This window comes from Streptomyces sp. NPDC031274 (genome assembly GCF_055570235.1).
This window is the reverse complement of the sequence record NZ_JBVIHP010000043.1, coordinates 1-13,652: the sequence shown is the minus strand read 5'-3', so window position 1 is coordinate 13,652 and position 13,652 is coordinate 1. Positions and strand designations below refer to the sequence as shown.

General features: G+C 69.7%; 11 protein-coding genes. 4 read left to right on the top strand and 7 right to left on the bottom strand.

Annotated elements, in window-relative coordinates:
• Window positions 1-243: 243 nt before the first annotated feature.
• From ACZ5CR_RS41310 to ACZ5CR_RS41285, 6 genes are all read right to left on the bottom strand, one after another.
• Window positions 244-1,722 carry an aldehyde dehydrogenase family protein gene (locus ACZ5CR_RS41310; RefSeq protein WP_468867677.1) on the bottom strand — a complete coding sequence of 493 codons (1,479 nt, stop codon included), beginning with the start codon at window positions 1,720-1,722 and terminating at the stop codon, window positions 244-246.
• Window positions 1,719-3,458: an N-acyl-D-amino-acid deacylase family protein gene (locus tag ACZ5CR_RS41305; RefSeq protein WP_468867674.1), complete on the bottom strand. Its 1,740-nt coding sequence runs from the start codon at window positions 3,456-3,458 to the stop codon at window positions 1,719-1,721. The genes ACZ5CR_RS41310 and ACZ5CR_RS41305 overlap by 4 nt, the downstream gene beginning before the upstream one ends.
• Window positions 3,459-3,581: 123 nt before the next feature.
• A complete protein-coding gene (locus ACZ5CR_RS41300; RefSeq protein WP_468867671.1) occupies window positions 3,582-4,715 on the bottom strand; it encodes an LLM class flavin-dependent oxidoreductase in 1,134 nt (377 codons plus the stop codon).
• A 122-nt stretch (window positions 4,716-4,837) separates the two neighbouring features.
• Window positions 4,838-5,623, bottom strand: coding sequence for an SDR family NAD(P)-dependent oxidoreductase (locus ACZ5CR_RS41295; RefSeq protein ID WP_468867669.1), 786 nt, complete (start codon window positions 5,621-5,623; stop codon window positions 4,838-4,840).
• 64 nt (window positions 5,624-5,687) lie between these two features.
• Window positions 5,688-6,647, bottom strand: a complete 960-nt coding sequence (locus tag ACZ5CR_RS41290; RefSeq protein ID WP_468867667.1) for an LLM class F420-dependent oxidoreductase — start codon at window positions 6,645-6,647, stop codon at window positions 5,688-5,690.
• A 187-nt stretch (window positions 6,648-6,834) separates the two neighbouring features.
• A complete protein-coding gene (locus ACZ5CR_RS41285; RefSeq protein ID WP_468867733.1) occupies window positions 6,835-8,061 on the bottom strand; it encodes an amidohydrolase family protein in 1,227 nt (408 codons plus the stop codon).
• Window positions 8,062-8,393: 332 nt separating this feature from the next.
• Here ACZ5CR_RS41285 and afsR point away from each other — a divergent pair, with 332 nt between their 5' ends.
• Together afsR and ACZ5CR_RS41275 are read left to right on the top strand one after the other, a co-directional pair.
• Window positions 8,394-11,342: an SARP-family global regulator AfsR gene (gene afsR, locus ACZ5CR_RS41280; RefSeq protein ID WP_468867665.1), complete on the top strand. Its 2,949-nt coding sequence runs from the start codon at window positions 8,394-8,396 to the stop codon at window positions 11,340-11,342.
• A gap of 289 nt (window positions 11,343-11,631) precedes the next feature.
• The gene (locus ACZ5CR_RS41275) at window positions 11,632-11,817 is read left to right on the top strand and encodes a sigma-like protein (RefSeq protein WP_468867663.1); all 186 of its coding nucleotides are present in this window, start codon (window positions 11,632-11,634) and stop codon (window positions 11,815-11,817) included.
• Between the two features lie 396 nt (window positions 11,818-12,213).
• Here ACZ5CR_RS41275 and ACZ5CR_RS41270 read toward each other — a convergent pair whose 3' ends face one another.
• On the bottom strand, window positions 12,214-12,561 hold the full coding sequence (locus ACZ5CR_RS41270) for a hypothetical protein (protein ID WP_468867661.1): 348 nt from the start codon (window positions 12,559-12,561) through the stop codon (window positions 12,214-12,216).
• Window positions 12,562-12,794: 233 nt separating this feature from the next.
• Here ACZ5CR_RS41270 and ACZ5CR_RS41265 point away from each other — a divergent pair, with 233 nt between their 5' ends.
• Both ACZ5CR_RS41265 and ACZ5CR_RS41260 read left to right on the top strand, forming a co-directional pair.
• A complete protein-coding gene (locus ACZ5CR_RS41265; RefSeq protein ID WP_468867659.1) occupies window positions 12,795-12,998 on the top strand; it encodes a hypothetical protein in 204 nt (67 codons plus the stop codon).
• Window positions 12,999-13,095: 97 nt separating this feature from the next.
• Window positions 13,096-13,652 (top strand): DJ-1/PfpI family protein (locus ACZ5CR_RS41260; RefSeq protein WP_468867657.1); only part of this gene is annotated, 557 nt, incomplete at its 3' end.

The following is a 13,652-nucleotide window of genomic DNA, read 5'->3' as shown; positions in this document are numbered from 1 at the left end:
ATCGATGGATGAATTGGGGCAACTGTCATTGATTGATTGAGTCGATCGCCGGGAAGGTCGCTCATCGGCAGGCAAACGTCAGACCGTCCGCTATGCGGGAACCGCAGCACTGTCCGCTTTGCCCTGGTTCAAAATTTTCCCGGGCGTCCTCTCGCGTTCCACATGACGGACATCAGCCGCGCTCGCATCAACCCGCTCGCATGACCCGTGCCGCATCAGCCCGCTCGCCTCACCCGTGCCGCATCACCCCGGCCACACGATCGACTGCAACTCGCTGTACGCGTGCAGCGCGTACGAACCCACGTCCCGGCCGACCCCGCTCCTCTTGAACCCTCCGAACGGCGCCTCCATGTTCCGGCCGATCGTGTTCACGCCGACCCCGCCCGCGCGCAGCCGCCGCGCGACCCGGAAGGCGCGGGCCACGTCGCCCGACCAGACGTAGTCGATGAGGCCGTAGTCGCTGTCGTTGGCCAGCGCGATGCCCTCCTCTTCCTCCTCGAAGGGGACCACCACGACGACCGGGCCGAAGATCTCCTCACGGACCACCCGCATGTCGTTCGTGCAGTCCGCGAGCAGCGTCGGGGCCACGTAGAAGCCGCGGTCGAGGCCGGGGCCCGCCGGGCGCTCGCCGCCCGCGACGACCCGCGCGCCTTCCTTCCGGCCGAGCTCCACGTACGACTCGACGCGATCACGGTGCGCCGCCGAGATCACCGGGCCGACGACCGTCCCCTTCTCCAGCGGATCGCCGACCTTCATGAAGCCGATGTAGCCCTTCAGCTTCTCGATCAGGTCGTCGTAGATCGCGCGGTGCGCGATCACCCGCGTCGGGGCGGTGCAGATCTGTCCGCTGTAGAAGGCGTACGTCGTCCCGATCCCCGCCACCGCCGAGTCCAGGTCCGCGTCCTCGAAGACGAGCGCCGCGCCCTTGCCGCCCAGCTCCATCAGCTGGCGTTTCATGTCGCGGCCGCACACCTCGGCGATCCGCTGCCCCACCGACGTCGAGCCCGTGAAGCTCACCATGTCGACGTCGGGCGAGTCCACAGCCGCCTCGCCCACCTCCGGGCGCGCGCCGCTCACCACGTTCACCACGCCCGGCGGCGCCCCGGCCTCCTCAAGGGCCGCCGCCATCCGGTACACCGACAGCGGGTCCTGCGGGGCGGGCTTCACGACGACCGTGTTGCCCATGGCCAGGGCCGGTGCCACCTTGCCCGCCGGGTTGGCCCAGGGGTTGTTGTACGAGGTGACGCAGGTGACGACGCCCACCGGCTGGCGGACGGCGAGCGCACCGAGGACACCCGCCTTCCCCATCGGGCCCGCCTCGCTGATCTGCGGCGGGAGGGCGGACTCGACGGGCTCAAGGGCACCCTTCGCGTACCGCTTGAAGCGCGCCACCGACACCGCGACCTGCATCCCGCGCGCCGTCCCGGCCGTCGCGCCGCTCTCCGCCTGTGCGAGTTCCGCGTACGCGGCGAAGTCGCGCCGCATGATCTCCGCCGCCCGGTCCAGGACGGTGGCCCGCTCCTCGGGTGCCGTACGCGACCAGGTACGGAAGGCATCGCGGGCCGCTCCCGCCGCCGCGTGCACCTGCTCGCGGCTCGCCTCGGGCGCGAGTCCGACGACACCCTCGGTGGCCGGGTTGATCACTTCATAGTGACCGCCGTCGGGCTCGACCCACTCGCCGCCGATGAACAACCGCTGCTCGTACGGGAGTTCAGGACTCACTTGGTGCTCACCGTCCTGGTGTCCCGGCCCGAACGCAGCACCGTGCCGGGCGTCGCGCCCGTCACCCGGTCCTCGCGGATGGTCTCGACTCCGTTGACCCAGACGGCGTTGACGCCGATCGCCTTCGAGTCCAGGCGCGGGCTGTCGCCCGGCAGGTCGTGCACCAGCGTGGCCTTGCCCGCGTCGATGCGCTCGGGGTCGAAGAGGACGAGGTCGGCGTGGAAGCCCTCCTCGATACGGCCCCGCTCCCGAAGGCCGAAGAGCCGCGCGGGGTCGTCGGTGAGCATCTTGACCGCCTGTTCGAGGCCGACCAGCTTCCGTCCGCGCAGGCAGTCCCCGATGAACCGGGTCGTGTACGGGGCTCCGCACATCCGGTCCAGGTGCGCGCCCGCGTCGGAGCCGCCCAGCATCACGTCCTCGTGCTGCCACGTCTCCTGGCGCAGGGCCCATGAGTCGGGGTCGTTGTCGGAGGGCATGGGCCACAGGACCGTACGCAGATCGTCGTTGGCGCAGATCTCGACGAGGCACTGGAAGGCCTCCTGGCCGCGCTCGGCGGCGATGTCGCCGACGACGCGCCCGGTGAGGCCCTCGTTCTCCTTGGAGTAGGTGTCCCCGATGACGTACCGGTCGAAGTTCGCGAGGCGCCGGAAGACTCCGGCCTCCTTGCTCGCGGCGTGCCGCAGCATCTCGCCCCTGACGTCCGGGTCGCGCAGCTTGGCGATGCGCTCGGGAACGGGGAGTCCGAGCACGTCGCCCCAGCCGGGTATCAGGTTCAGCGCGCAGAAGGTGCCCAGCGACATGTTCATGGGGGTGAGGATCGGCATCGTGAGGGCCACGATCCGGCCACCGGCCTTGCGGGCGCGGTCACTCGCGGTCAGCTGGCGCGGTACGCGTTCGGGGACGGCGGAGTCGATGGTCAGGACGTTCCAGTTGAGCGGGCGTCCGGCGGCGGCGCTCATCTCCACGAAGAGGTCGATCTCGTCGTCGCTGAACTGATCGAGGCACCCGGCGACGATGGCCTCAAGCTGCGTGCCCTCGTGCTCGGCCACGGCCCGGCTGAGCGCGATCAGCTCGTCGGGCTTCGCGTGCCGGGAGGCCACGGGCTGCCCGTCGCCGTCCGAGTGCGTGGACGACTGCGTGGTGGAGAGCCCCCAGGCGCCGGCGTCCATCGCGTCGTGGAAGAGCCGCAGCATCTGGTCGAGCTGCTCGGGGGTCGGCTGCCCGCCGACCGCGTCCGCGCCCATGACGTACCGCCGCAGTGCGCAATGCCCCACCATGAAGCCCGCGTTGACGGCGACGCGCCCGTCCAGGGCGTCCAGATACTCGCCGAACGAGCTCCACGACCAGGGCGCCCCCTCTTCCAGGGCCACCAGTGACATGCCCTCGACCTTGGACATCATCCGCCGCGTGTAGTCGGCGTCCTCGGGCCGGTCGGCGTTCAACGGGGCGAGCGTGAAGCCGCAGTTGCCGCCCGCGACGGTGGTGACGCCGTGGTTCAGGGACGGGGTCGCGTACGGGTCCCAGAAGAGCTGGGCGTCGTAGTGGGTGTGCGGGTCGACGAACCCGGGGGCGAGGACGCGTCCCTGGGCGTCTTCGCTGGTCGTGGCCTGCTCGGTGAGGGTTCCGGGGTCGGCGATGACGGCTATGCGGCCGTCCCGGATGCCTACGTCGGCGATACGGGCGGGGGCGCCGGTTCCGTCGACTACGGTCGCGCCCTTGATGAGGTGGTCGAGCATGACGTGGACGTCCCCCTTCGGGGCAATCGGGTGGGTGGGTGGGAGAGAACTCGCCCGAAGGGCGAAAAGGGGTGCCCCGACCTCCGTCCGGGAAGGGAAGGCCGGGGCAGCGAGTGGGGCGGCTCAACCGCCGGAGGCACCCGCACCGCGCATACGCGTGGTGCGGTGCACGGGATCCGTGTCGATCTTCGGAATCACATGCTCACCGATCAGCTTGATCGTGTTCTTCGTGTCCTCGGGCGAGATCCCGATCGGAAGCCCGAAGCTGAGCTGATCGGCACCGGCCTGCTCCCAGCGCTTGCACTGCGTGAGCACCTCGTCCGGGTCGCCGCAGATCATCAGCTCCTCGGCGATGAGCAGCTCGATGATCTCCTCGCTGTACTCGGGGAGCAGCTCGGGCCACTCGGGGATGCCCTCGGGGCGCGGGAAGGTGTCGTGGTAGCGGAAGAGCAGCGACTGGAGGTAGTTGAGCCCGCCGCCGACGGCGATCTCGACGGCCTTCTTGTGCGTCTCCGCGCAGATCGCCGTCGAGGTCACCATGACGTTGTCGTTGACGAAGGCACCGACGGGTTCGGCGTCCTTCACGGCCGTCTTGTACGACTCGAGGACCCACTCCATGTCGGAGACCTTCTGCACACTGAAGCCCAGTACCCCGAGTCCCTTCTTGCCCGCCATCGCGTACGAGGGCGGGGACCCGGCGGCGTACCACATGGCCGGGTGCGCCTTCCCGTACGGCTTGGGCAGGATCTTGCGGGGCGGCAGCGACCAGTGCTTGCCCTGGAAGCCGACGTACTCGTCCTGGAGCCACATCTTGGGGAACTCGGCGATGGTCTCTTCCCAGAGTTCCTTGGTGTGGTTCATGTCGGTGATGCCCGGCATGAAGCCCAATATCTCGTGCGACCCGGCGCCGCGCCCCGACCCGAACTCGAAGCGTCCTTCGGAGAGATGGTCGAGCATGGCGACCTTCTCGGCGACCTTGACCGGATGGTTCACCGGGGCGAGCGGGTTGAAGATGCCGGAGCCCAGGTGGATGCGGTCAGTCGCGTGGGCGAGGTAGCCGAGGAAGACGTCGTTGGCGGAGAGGTGCGAGTACTCCTCCAGGAAGTGGTGCTCGGACGCCCAGGCGTACTTGAAGCCGGACTTGTCCGCCTGGATGACGTACTCGGTCTCCTCGATGAGCGCCTTGTGCTCCGCTTCGGGGTCGACCTTGGCCCGCTTGGCGGGCACGTATCCCTGTACAAAGAGACCGAATTCCAAGGAGGTTCACCATCCTCGTGAGTATCTGCGAGTTTCTGACGAACCGTCAGATTGCGATGCGACGACTGTTCCACCGGCCGCGATGACCGTCAATACCCGGGGCAGCCCTTACTGACGCTGCGTCAGACGATGCTGACGCCCGCGAGCCAGCCCCCGTCTATGACGAACGGCTGCCCGGTGATGTAGGCCGAGTCGCCGCCGGTCAGGAAGAGGGCGAGGGCGGCCACCTCCTCGGGCCTGCCGATCCGCCCGAGCGGCACGAGCTTCTTGTAGAGCTCGGCGACAGCCTCCCCCGCCTCGGTGGGGTCGGCGCTCGGGTCGAGCTGCGCGGGGTTGGTCATCGGGGTGTCGACGGCCCCCGGGCAGACGGCGTTGACGCGGATGTTCCTGTCGGCGAGCTCAAGGGCGGCGACGCGCGTGAGCCCGAGGATGGCGTGCTTGGTCGCGGCGTACGCGCCGACGTACGCCATGCCCGTCAGCGCCGTGTACGAGGCGGTGTTCACGATGGTCCCGCCGCCGGCCGCCCCGATCTCGGGCGCCACGGTGCGGATGCCGAGGAAGCAGCCGATCTGGTTGACCTGGATGACCTGCTGGAACTCTTCGAGCGGGGTGCTGAGGAGTTCGTTGAAACGCAGGATCCCGGCGTTGTTGACCAGGCCGTCGATCTTCCCGAAGGCGTCCTTCGCGGCGCCGACCGCCGCCTCCCAGTCGGCTTCCTGACTGACGTCGAGGTGCACGAACCTGGCCACGTCGCCGCCTAGCTCCTCGGCGAGCGCCTCGCCCTGCTCGTCGAGCACGTCGGCGATGACGACCCGCGCCCCCTCGGCGGCGAAGAGCCGCGCCTCCTGTTCGCCCTGCCCGCGCGCCGCACCGGTGACGATGACGACGCGCCCGTCCAGCTTGCCCATGCGGGTCTCCTTGAGTGAGGGCTTCAGAGAGGTCTCAGATGGAGAGGTCTCGGTTAGAGAGGTCTCAGTTGAGGTGCGGGGCGACTTCGGCGGCGAACGCCGCCATCTGGTCGGTGAGTTCGGTGCGACTGCGGCTGCGGAACCGCACCTGTATCTGCTGCACCCCCATCGCCCCGTACGCGCGCAGCGACTCCGCGAGGGCGTCCGGCTTCCCGCTGAGGGTGCGCCGCCCCACGGACCAGCCGGGCTCCCCCACGTACAGGGGCTCGGCGATCGCCCCCACGACGATCGGCTCCCGCACGCCCGCCTCCTCGCGGAGCCGCTTGAGCCGGGCGATCTGCGCGGGCAGCTTGTCGCGCGGGTCGCCCTGCGGCAGCCATCCGTCACCGCGGACTGCGGCCCTGCGGACGGCGGCGGGCGACGAGCCGCCCACCCAGATGGGGACGCGTTCCTGCGCGGGGCGGGGCCGCTGGCCAAGGCCGCTGAAGTCGTAGTGCTCGCCGTGGTGTTCGGGGTACTCCTCGGGGCCGAGCGACGCGATGAGCGCGTCGACGGTCTCGTCGAGCACGGACCCGCGCCGCTCGAAGTCGGCCCCGACGGCGTCGAACTCCTCCTGCACATGCCCGGCCCCGACCCCGAGGATCAGCCGCCCGCCGCTGAGCCGGTCCAAGGTGGCGTACTGCTTGGCGCTGACGAGCGGATGCCGGAGGCCGACGACGGCGACATGGCTCATGAGCCGTACGTTCTCGGTGATCCCGGCGAGGAAGGAGAGGGTGGCCACCGGGTCGTACCAGACGGTGCTCATGGTGTCGGCGAGCCGCCGCGGAATGGCCACGTGATCACAGCTCGCGATGTACGCGAAGCCGCTCCGGTCCGCGGTGCGGGCGATCTCGGCGAGGTCGTCGGTGGTGGCGTCCGCCTCCCACGCCTCCGCGTAGATGACGCTCTGCGACTGGATCGGGAGCTGCATCCCGTAGACCAGTCGCCCTTGCGGGAAGATGTGCGCCAGCGCGTTGGCAGCCATGGGAACCACCCGACCCCTCACCTTGGTCTGGTCTGGTCTGATTCGACTTGATCTGATCCGAACTGATCTGACGGTCTGTCATGTACGGCGACGGCACTCATCGTCTTAGCTGACGCATCGTCAGGCAAGGGGGCGGGGGTGACTGGACGATTGAGCGGGTGGGCGGCTGGGCGGCCGGGCGGGCTGACTAAGCCCCAGGCCCCGCCCACAACCCCTCACCCGTGAGCCCCAGCAGATCGATCGCGTTGCCCCGTACGATCCGGTCGACCACGTCCGGTGCCAGGTGCCCCATCTGCTCCTCGCCGACCTCCCTGGACTTGGGCCAGGTCGAGTCGGAGTGCGGGTAGTCGGTCTCGTACAGGACGTTGCCGACGCCGATCGAGTCGAGGTTCTTCAGTCCGAAGGCGTCATCGAAGAAGCACCCGTAGACGTGCTCGGTGAAGAGCTCGGACGGCGGCCGGTGCACCTTGTCGGCGACCCCGCCCCAGCCCCGGTTCTCCTCCCAGACCACGTCCGCGCGCTCCAGGATGTACGGAATCCACCCGATCTGCCCCTCGGCGTACATGATCTTGAGGTTCGGGAAGCGCTCGAACTTGCCGCTCATCAGCCAGTCGACCATCGAGAAGCAGCAGTTGGCGAAGGTGATGGTGGACCCGACGGCGGGCGGCGCGTCGGCGGAGGTCGACGGCATCTTGCTGCTCGACCCGATGTGCATGGCGATGACGGTGCCGGTCTCGTCGCAGGCCCGCAGGAAGGGGTCCCACTCGTCCGTGTGGATGGAAGGGAGGCCCAGGTGGGGTGGTATCTCGGAGAAGGCGACGGCACGTACGCCGCGGGCGGCGTTGCGGCGGACCTCGGCGGCGGCCAGCTCCGCGTCCCAGAGCGGAATGAGGGTGAGGGGGATGAGACGGCCGTGCGCCTCGGGCCCGCACCACTCGTCCACCATCCAGTCGTTGTAGGCCTGTACGCCGAGCAGGCCGAGTTCGCGGTCCTTCGCCTCGGTGAACGTCTGCCCGCAGAAGCGGGGGAAGGTGGGGAAGCAGAGGGCGGACTGGACGTGGTTGACGTCCATGTCGGCGAGGCGGTCGGGCACGCTGAAGGACCCCGGGCGCATCTGCTCGTACGTGATGACCTCGAGCTTGATCTCGTCCCTGTCGTACCCGACGGAGGTGTCGAGGCGGGTGAGGGGCCGGTGCAGATCCTCATAGATCCACCAGTCACCTATGGGCCCATCGTCCCCCTTCGCCCCCATCACGGGGGCGAACTTACCGCCCAGAAAGGTCATTTCCTTCAGAGGTGCACGGACGACGCGCGGCCCGCTGTCGCGGTACTTCGACGGGAGCCGGTCCCGCCAGACGTTGGCGGGCTCGACGGTGTGGTCGTCCACCGAGATGATCCTCGGGAACGTCGGCAAGGTCTCAGTGGTCTCCATGTGCTCCACGGTAGCGCCGATCTGACGACCCGTCAGCTATACGTCAGCTACTCGTCGGCAACTCATGAACTGTCCGTCGGCGCCGCTCCGGCCGTCCGCGCACGGGCCGATCCCGGGCGCCAGAGTGCGTGGACCCTGTGAGAGCCGTCTCCCACTGCTGACGCATCCGCCAGGAACAAGGCAAACTGGCGGGCAGCAAGTGCCGGTGGAATACGGAATCCAGGCAAAGAGCGAAAATCGCGGGAAGGGCAGACCCGCGACGCAGGACCAGGCACGGCGCGACGGCCGCGCACGGCAGGGCAGCAGGGGGAGCGATGGACGGTGTACCGCGAGTACCGGACCAGCGGCGTCCGGCCCCGGGGAACGCCCCCGAGGGATCGAGACCGCACTTCAGCGTGCTCGGCCCCGTACGCGCATGGCACGGCGCCGAGCAGCTGCCCATGGGCTCTCCGCAGCAGCGCGCCCTGCTCGCGGCGCTCCTCCTGCGGGCAGGGCGCACGGCGACGTCACACGAACTGATCGACGCCCTCTGGGGCGACGAACCGCCCTCGCAGGCCCTCGCCGCAGTGCGTACGTACGCGTCACGGCTGCGCAAGGTCCTGCCCGCCGGAGTCCTGGTCAGCGAGTCGGGCGGGTACTCGATCGCGGTGGCCGACGGCGCCCTCGACCTGGCGCTCGCGGAGGACCTGTCGGCGGAGGCGGAGAAGGCGCGCGGAGTCGGCGACCTCTGCCAGGCGCGCTCCCTGGTCAACAAGGCACTGAGCCTCTGGGACGGCGAGCCCCTGGCCAACGTCCCCGGCCCGTACGCGGAGACGGAGCGCACCCGCCTTGACGAGTGGCGCCTCCAGCTCCTCGAATCCCGCCTGGACATGGACCTGGAGGTCGGCTGCCACGCGGAGGCCGTATCGGAACTCACGGCCCTCACGGCGGCGCATCCCCTGCGTGAACGCCTGCGCGAGCTGCTGATGCTGGCGCTCTACCGCAGCGGGCGCCAAGCGGAAGCCCTCGCGGTCTACGCCGACACCCGCCGCCTGCTCGACGACGAACTGGGCGTGGACCCGCGCCCCGGCCTGAAGGAACTCCAGCAGCGCATCCTCCAGGCGGACCCGGCGCTCGCCGAGCCGTCGGCGGCGGCTCCGGAACCGGCCGCGGCGGTGGTGCGCCCCGCGCAGCTCCCGGCGACGGTCCCGGACTTCACGGGCCGCGCCTCCTTCGTATCCGAACTGAGCGACATCCTGTCGGCGGCGGAGGGCCGGGTGATGGCGGTCTCGGCGCTCGCGGGCATCGGGGGCGTGGGCAAGACGACGCTCGCCGTCCATGTGGCGCATGTGGCACGGACGCACTTCCCCGACGGCCAGCTGTACGTGGACCTGCAAGGAGCGGGCGCGCGTGCGGCGGAACCGGAGACGGTCCTCGGCGCGTTCCTGCGGGCCCTGGGCACGGCGGACTCGGCGATCCCGGACTCCCTGGAGGAGAGGGCGGCCCTCTACCGCTCGGTCCTGGACGGCCGCAGGGTCCTCGTCGTCCTGGACAACGCGCGTGACGCGGCCCAGGTACGTCCCCTGCTCCCCGGCATGGAGGGCTGCGCGGCGCTCGTGACGAGCCGCATCCGGATGGTGGACCTCGCCGGGGCGCACCTGGTGGACCTGGACGTGATGTCCCCCGAGGAGGCGCTGCTCCTCTTCACCCGGATCGTCGGCGAGGAGCGGGTCCAGTCGGAGCGCAAGGCCGCGCTCGACGTGGTGGCGGCGTGCGGCTTCCTGCCCCTCGCCATCCGCATCGCGGCATCACGCCTCGCGGCCCGCCGTACGTGGACGGTCTCGACCCTGGCCGCCAAGCTCGCGGACGAGCGACGCCGCCTGGACGAACTCCAGGCGGGCGACCTCGCGGTCAAGGCGACGTTCGAACTGGGCTACGGCCAACTGGAGCCCGGCCAGGCACGGGCGTTCCGCCTCCTAGGCCTCGCGGACGGCCCGGACCTCTCCCTGGCCGCGGCGGCCGCGGTACTGGACCTCCCCGTCGAGGAGACGGAGGACCTGCTGGAGATGCTGGTCGACACGTCCCTGGTCGAGTCGGCGGCACCCGGCCGCTACCGCTACCACGACCTCGTCCGGCTCTACGCGCGTGCGTGCGCCGAGCGGGAGCTGCCGACCGTCGAGCGGGAAGAAGCCCTGTCGCGGTTGCTGGACTTCTACTTGGCGACGGCGGCGGGGGTGTACGCCCTTGAGCGGCCGGGTGATCGTCTCGTGGATCACCTGGCCCCCACCGCGTACGCCGGTCTCTCGTTCGACGACCGGCACAAAGCACTGGGCTGGCTCTACACCGAGGCGAACTGCCTGCTGGCCTGTGCGCAGCAGGCTGCGAAGGGCACGAGCCTGCGGCGCGCGGTCGACCTACTCTGGGCCTCGCAGGACCTCGCGGAGTCCGGTGCCAACTCCAAGCAGTACGAGGCTGTCGCGCTGTCCGCGCGTGACGCGGCCCATACGGCCGGTGACAGCTGCACAGAGGCGCGCGCCCGCACGACGATCACCAACGTCCATCTGGTGGCCGGACGTTATGACGACGCGGACGAGGAAGCCCGCCTGGCCGCGCTGCTCGCGACGGCGGCGGGCGACCCGACTCCGGTCTACTGGGCATCGAACGACCGAGGCATCATCGCCCTCAACCAGGGGCGGTACGCGGACGCGGAAGAGCATCTTCTCCGGGCGATAGACGGCGCCCGGGCGGACGAGAGCCGCCCGAACGAGGCGAGTGCCCTGTGCAATCTCTCCCGCATGCACCTGTTCATGGGGCACACCTCACGCGCCATCGACCTCGCCCAGCAGGGCATCGACATCTACGACCGCATAGGACACACCCTGCGTCTGGCCAACGCCCAGTACGCACTGGGAATCGCGCTGACCCAGGCCGGACGCCACTCCGAGGCGATGGAACAGCTCGCCGAGGCCCTGCACAAGTTCGAGACGAACAGGCAGCGCCTCTGGGAGGGCACAGCGCACTTCCGCATCGCCCAGGCCCACCTGACGGCCGAGAGCGCGGCGCAGGCGGCCCAGCACGCGGAACAGGCCCTCGCCATCGGCTGCATCGGCGGCGACCGGACGCGAGCTCACGTCCTGACGACGCTGGGCAAGGCGCTGAGCCGCCTCGGCCAGACGGATCGTGCGCGGGCGTGCTGGCACGAGTCCCTGTCACTGTACGAACAGTGCGGAGCAGCCGAAGCGGACGCGGTACGAAAGCTCTTGGCGCCGCTCCCCGCGGTCTGATCGAACGCAGCGGAGGCGCATCGGCGGTACATCGGAGGTGCGTCAGCGGTGCCTGGGCGTCGCGTCGGAGGCGTATAAGCGGTGCCTGGGCGACGTTCATCAATCGTTTATGCCCACCCTGCATTCTGAGTGCAGTCGATCCGTCGCGTCGGGGGGCAGACGGGTTGCCGGGAGCATCACCTCTCGGGTGATGCTCCGCTCGCCCCCTTTCCGGCGGTCTTCGGGGGAGTCGCCGGACGGGGGGCGTTCTATATAGTTGCCCGCCGCCGACATCTCAGGAGTTGACAGCATGAGCGACGCAGCGAAGAAGAAGAAGGACGGCATAACCACGCAGGGCGACCACCACAGCCCCGCCCCGCCCGCCGACGGCGCCATCACCACGATGGGCGACCACCACAGCCCGGCGCCGCCCGCCGACGGCACGGTCACCACGCAGGGCGACCACCACAGCCCCGCCCCGCCGGCGAAGGACTGAAGGACTGAAGGACTTAAAGGCTTACATCCTGACGGGGGGTCGACCGCGGTGGCGCGGAGGGGAAGCCACCGCGGTCGGCGCATGTCTGGAGCCCGGTTCAAGCAGAACGGCGGCGGAATGGTGCGGAATCGTTCGAAGAGGCCTCGGACATTGGCTCTGTTCACGTCGCAGAGCAGCGTTTCGACAGCAGTTCGGGAGGCACCCTGCGCGCGGAGTGTTCACGAGAACGGGCAGTGCCTCGCCCCTCAAAAAGGACGTTCGTATCCGGACCAGGACGGACACGGCGCAGGGTGGACACAGCGCAGGAGTTCGAAAACAGCCACGTGGTCCCGGCTTGAAGGAGCCGTTGTTGGAGAGGGGAGGGGGCTCCGCCGAACACGACAGGCCAGGTCGGGATCAGCAGGACGGCGCGCAGTGTCGTGTCGCCTGCGGACCGGCCAGGACGTCGAAGCCGTATCCGAAGGCGGCGAGCCCCGCTACGGCCGCCGCGAGGACGAGGGCGGACCGCCACCGGCCCCGTATGGCGGCAAACACGGCCAAGGCGGCGGTTGTCCCGGCCAGCACCAGGACCGGCAGGCCCAGCCAGAGCAGGTCCTGATTGGTCTCGCCTTCGAAGTCGCCGAAGAGGCCCCTCCGACCGTACGGGAGCCAGACCGCGGAGCCCGCCATGGCGCCGAGCACGGCGATGAGGCACCCTGCGGCTCCGGTGACGGCCCTGTGCCGAGTCGTCTGTTCGGTATCCACGTAGTGACGGACGCCTCGCCAGGGGCGCGCAGTTCCGCCGCTGACAGCGAGTGCCTCCCGTTCTCGTGAACATCGATCCCACCGGCCTGCGGGTGCCTCCCGAAGTCATCGACATCTGCCGTCGGAACTTGTGAACAAAGCCAGGACATGACGCACGAACGTTCCCCGCCCTGTCACTCACCAGCGTCACGTACCGTCCGCATCCGCACGCCACATCTTTCTCAGGAGCCGCAATGACTCGCGCCAACAAAGTTCTCGTCACTCTGGCCATCGCGGCCGCCGCCACAGCCGGCACCGCGAGCCCGGTGCTCGCCGACAGCCACACCCCGGTCGGCCCGCTCGGCGACCACCACGCCCCCGGCAGCCCGATCGGCGACCACGACACCCCGATCAGCCCGCTCGGCGACCACCACGCTCCGGGCAGCCCGCAGGACTGACCGGGGCTGGCAGGCGCGGCAAGCGACCGAGGGGGGTGGCAGTAAAGGTGGGCTATTCGTCCTTGCTGACATCCGCGGGCGCCGAAAGAATCGGCGCATGCAGATCGCGATCCTTCTCTACGACAAGTTCACCGTCCTCGACGCGGTAGGCCCCTTCCAGACCCTCGCCGGTCTCCCCGGCGCCGAAGTCGTGTTCGTGGCCGAGCAGGCCGGTCCCGTCCTCGACGACACCCGCGCGCTCTCCCTCGTCGCCACGAAGTCGCTCGCCGAGGTCAGCAGCCCGGACATCGTCGTCGTACCCGGCAGCCCAGAGCCCGACCTGGCGAACGAGGCCGTACTCGGCTGGCTCCGCGCCGTCGACGCGCACACCACCTGGACGACGTCCGTCTGCACCGGCTCGCTCCTCCTCGCGGCGGCCGGTCTCCTCAAGGGCCGCCGCGCCACGTCCCATTGGCTGGCGCTGGAGCAGATCAAGCAGTTCGGCGTCGAGTCGACGGGGCAGCGCGTCGTCTTCGACGGCAAGTACGTCACCGGGGCGGGCGTCTCCGCCGGTATCGACATGGGCCTCACCCTCGCCGGGAAGATCGCGGGCGACGAGCACGCGCAGACCGTACAACTGCTCATCGAGTACGACCCCCAGCCGCCGTACGACGC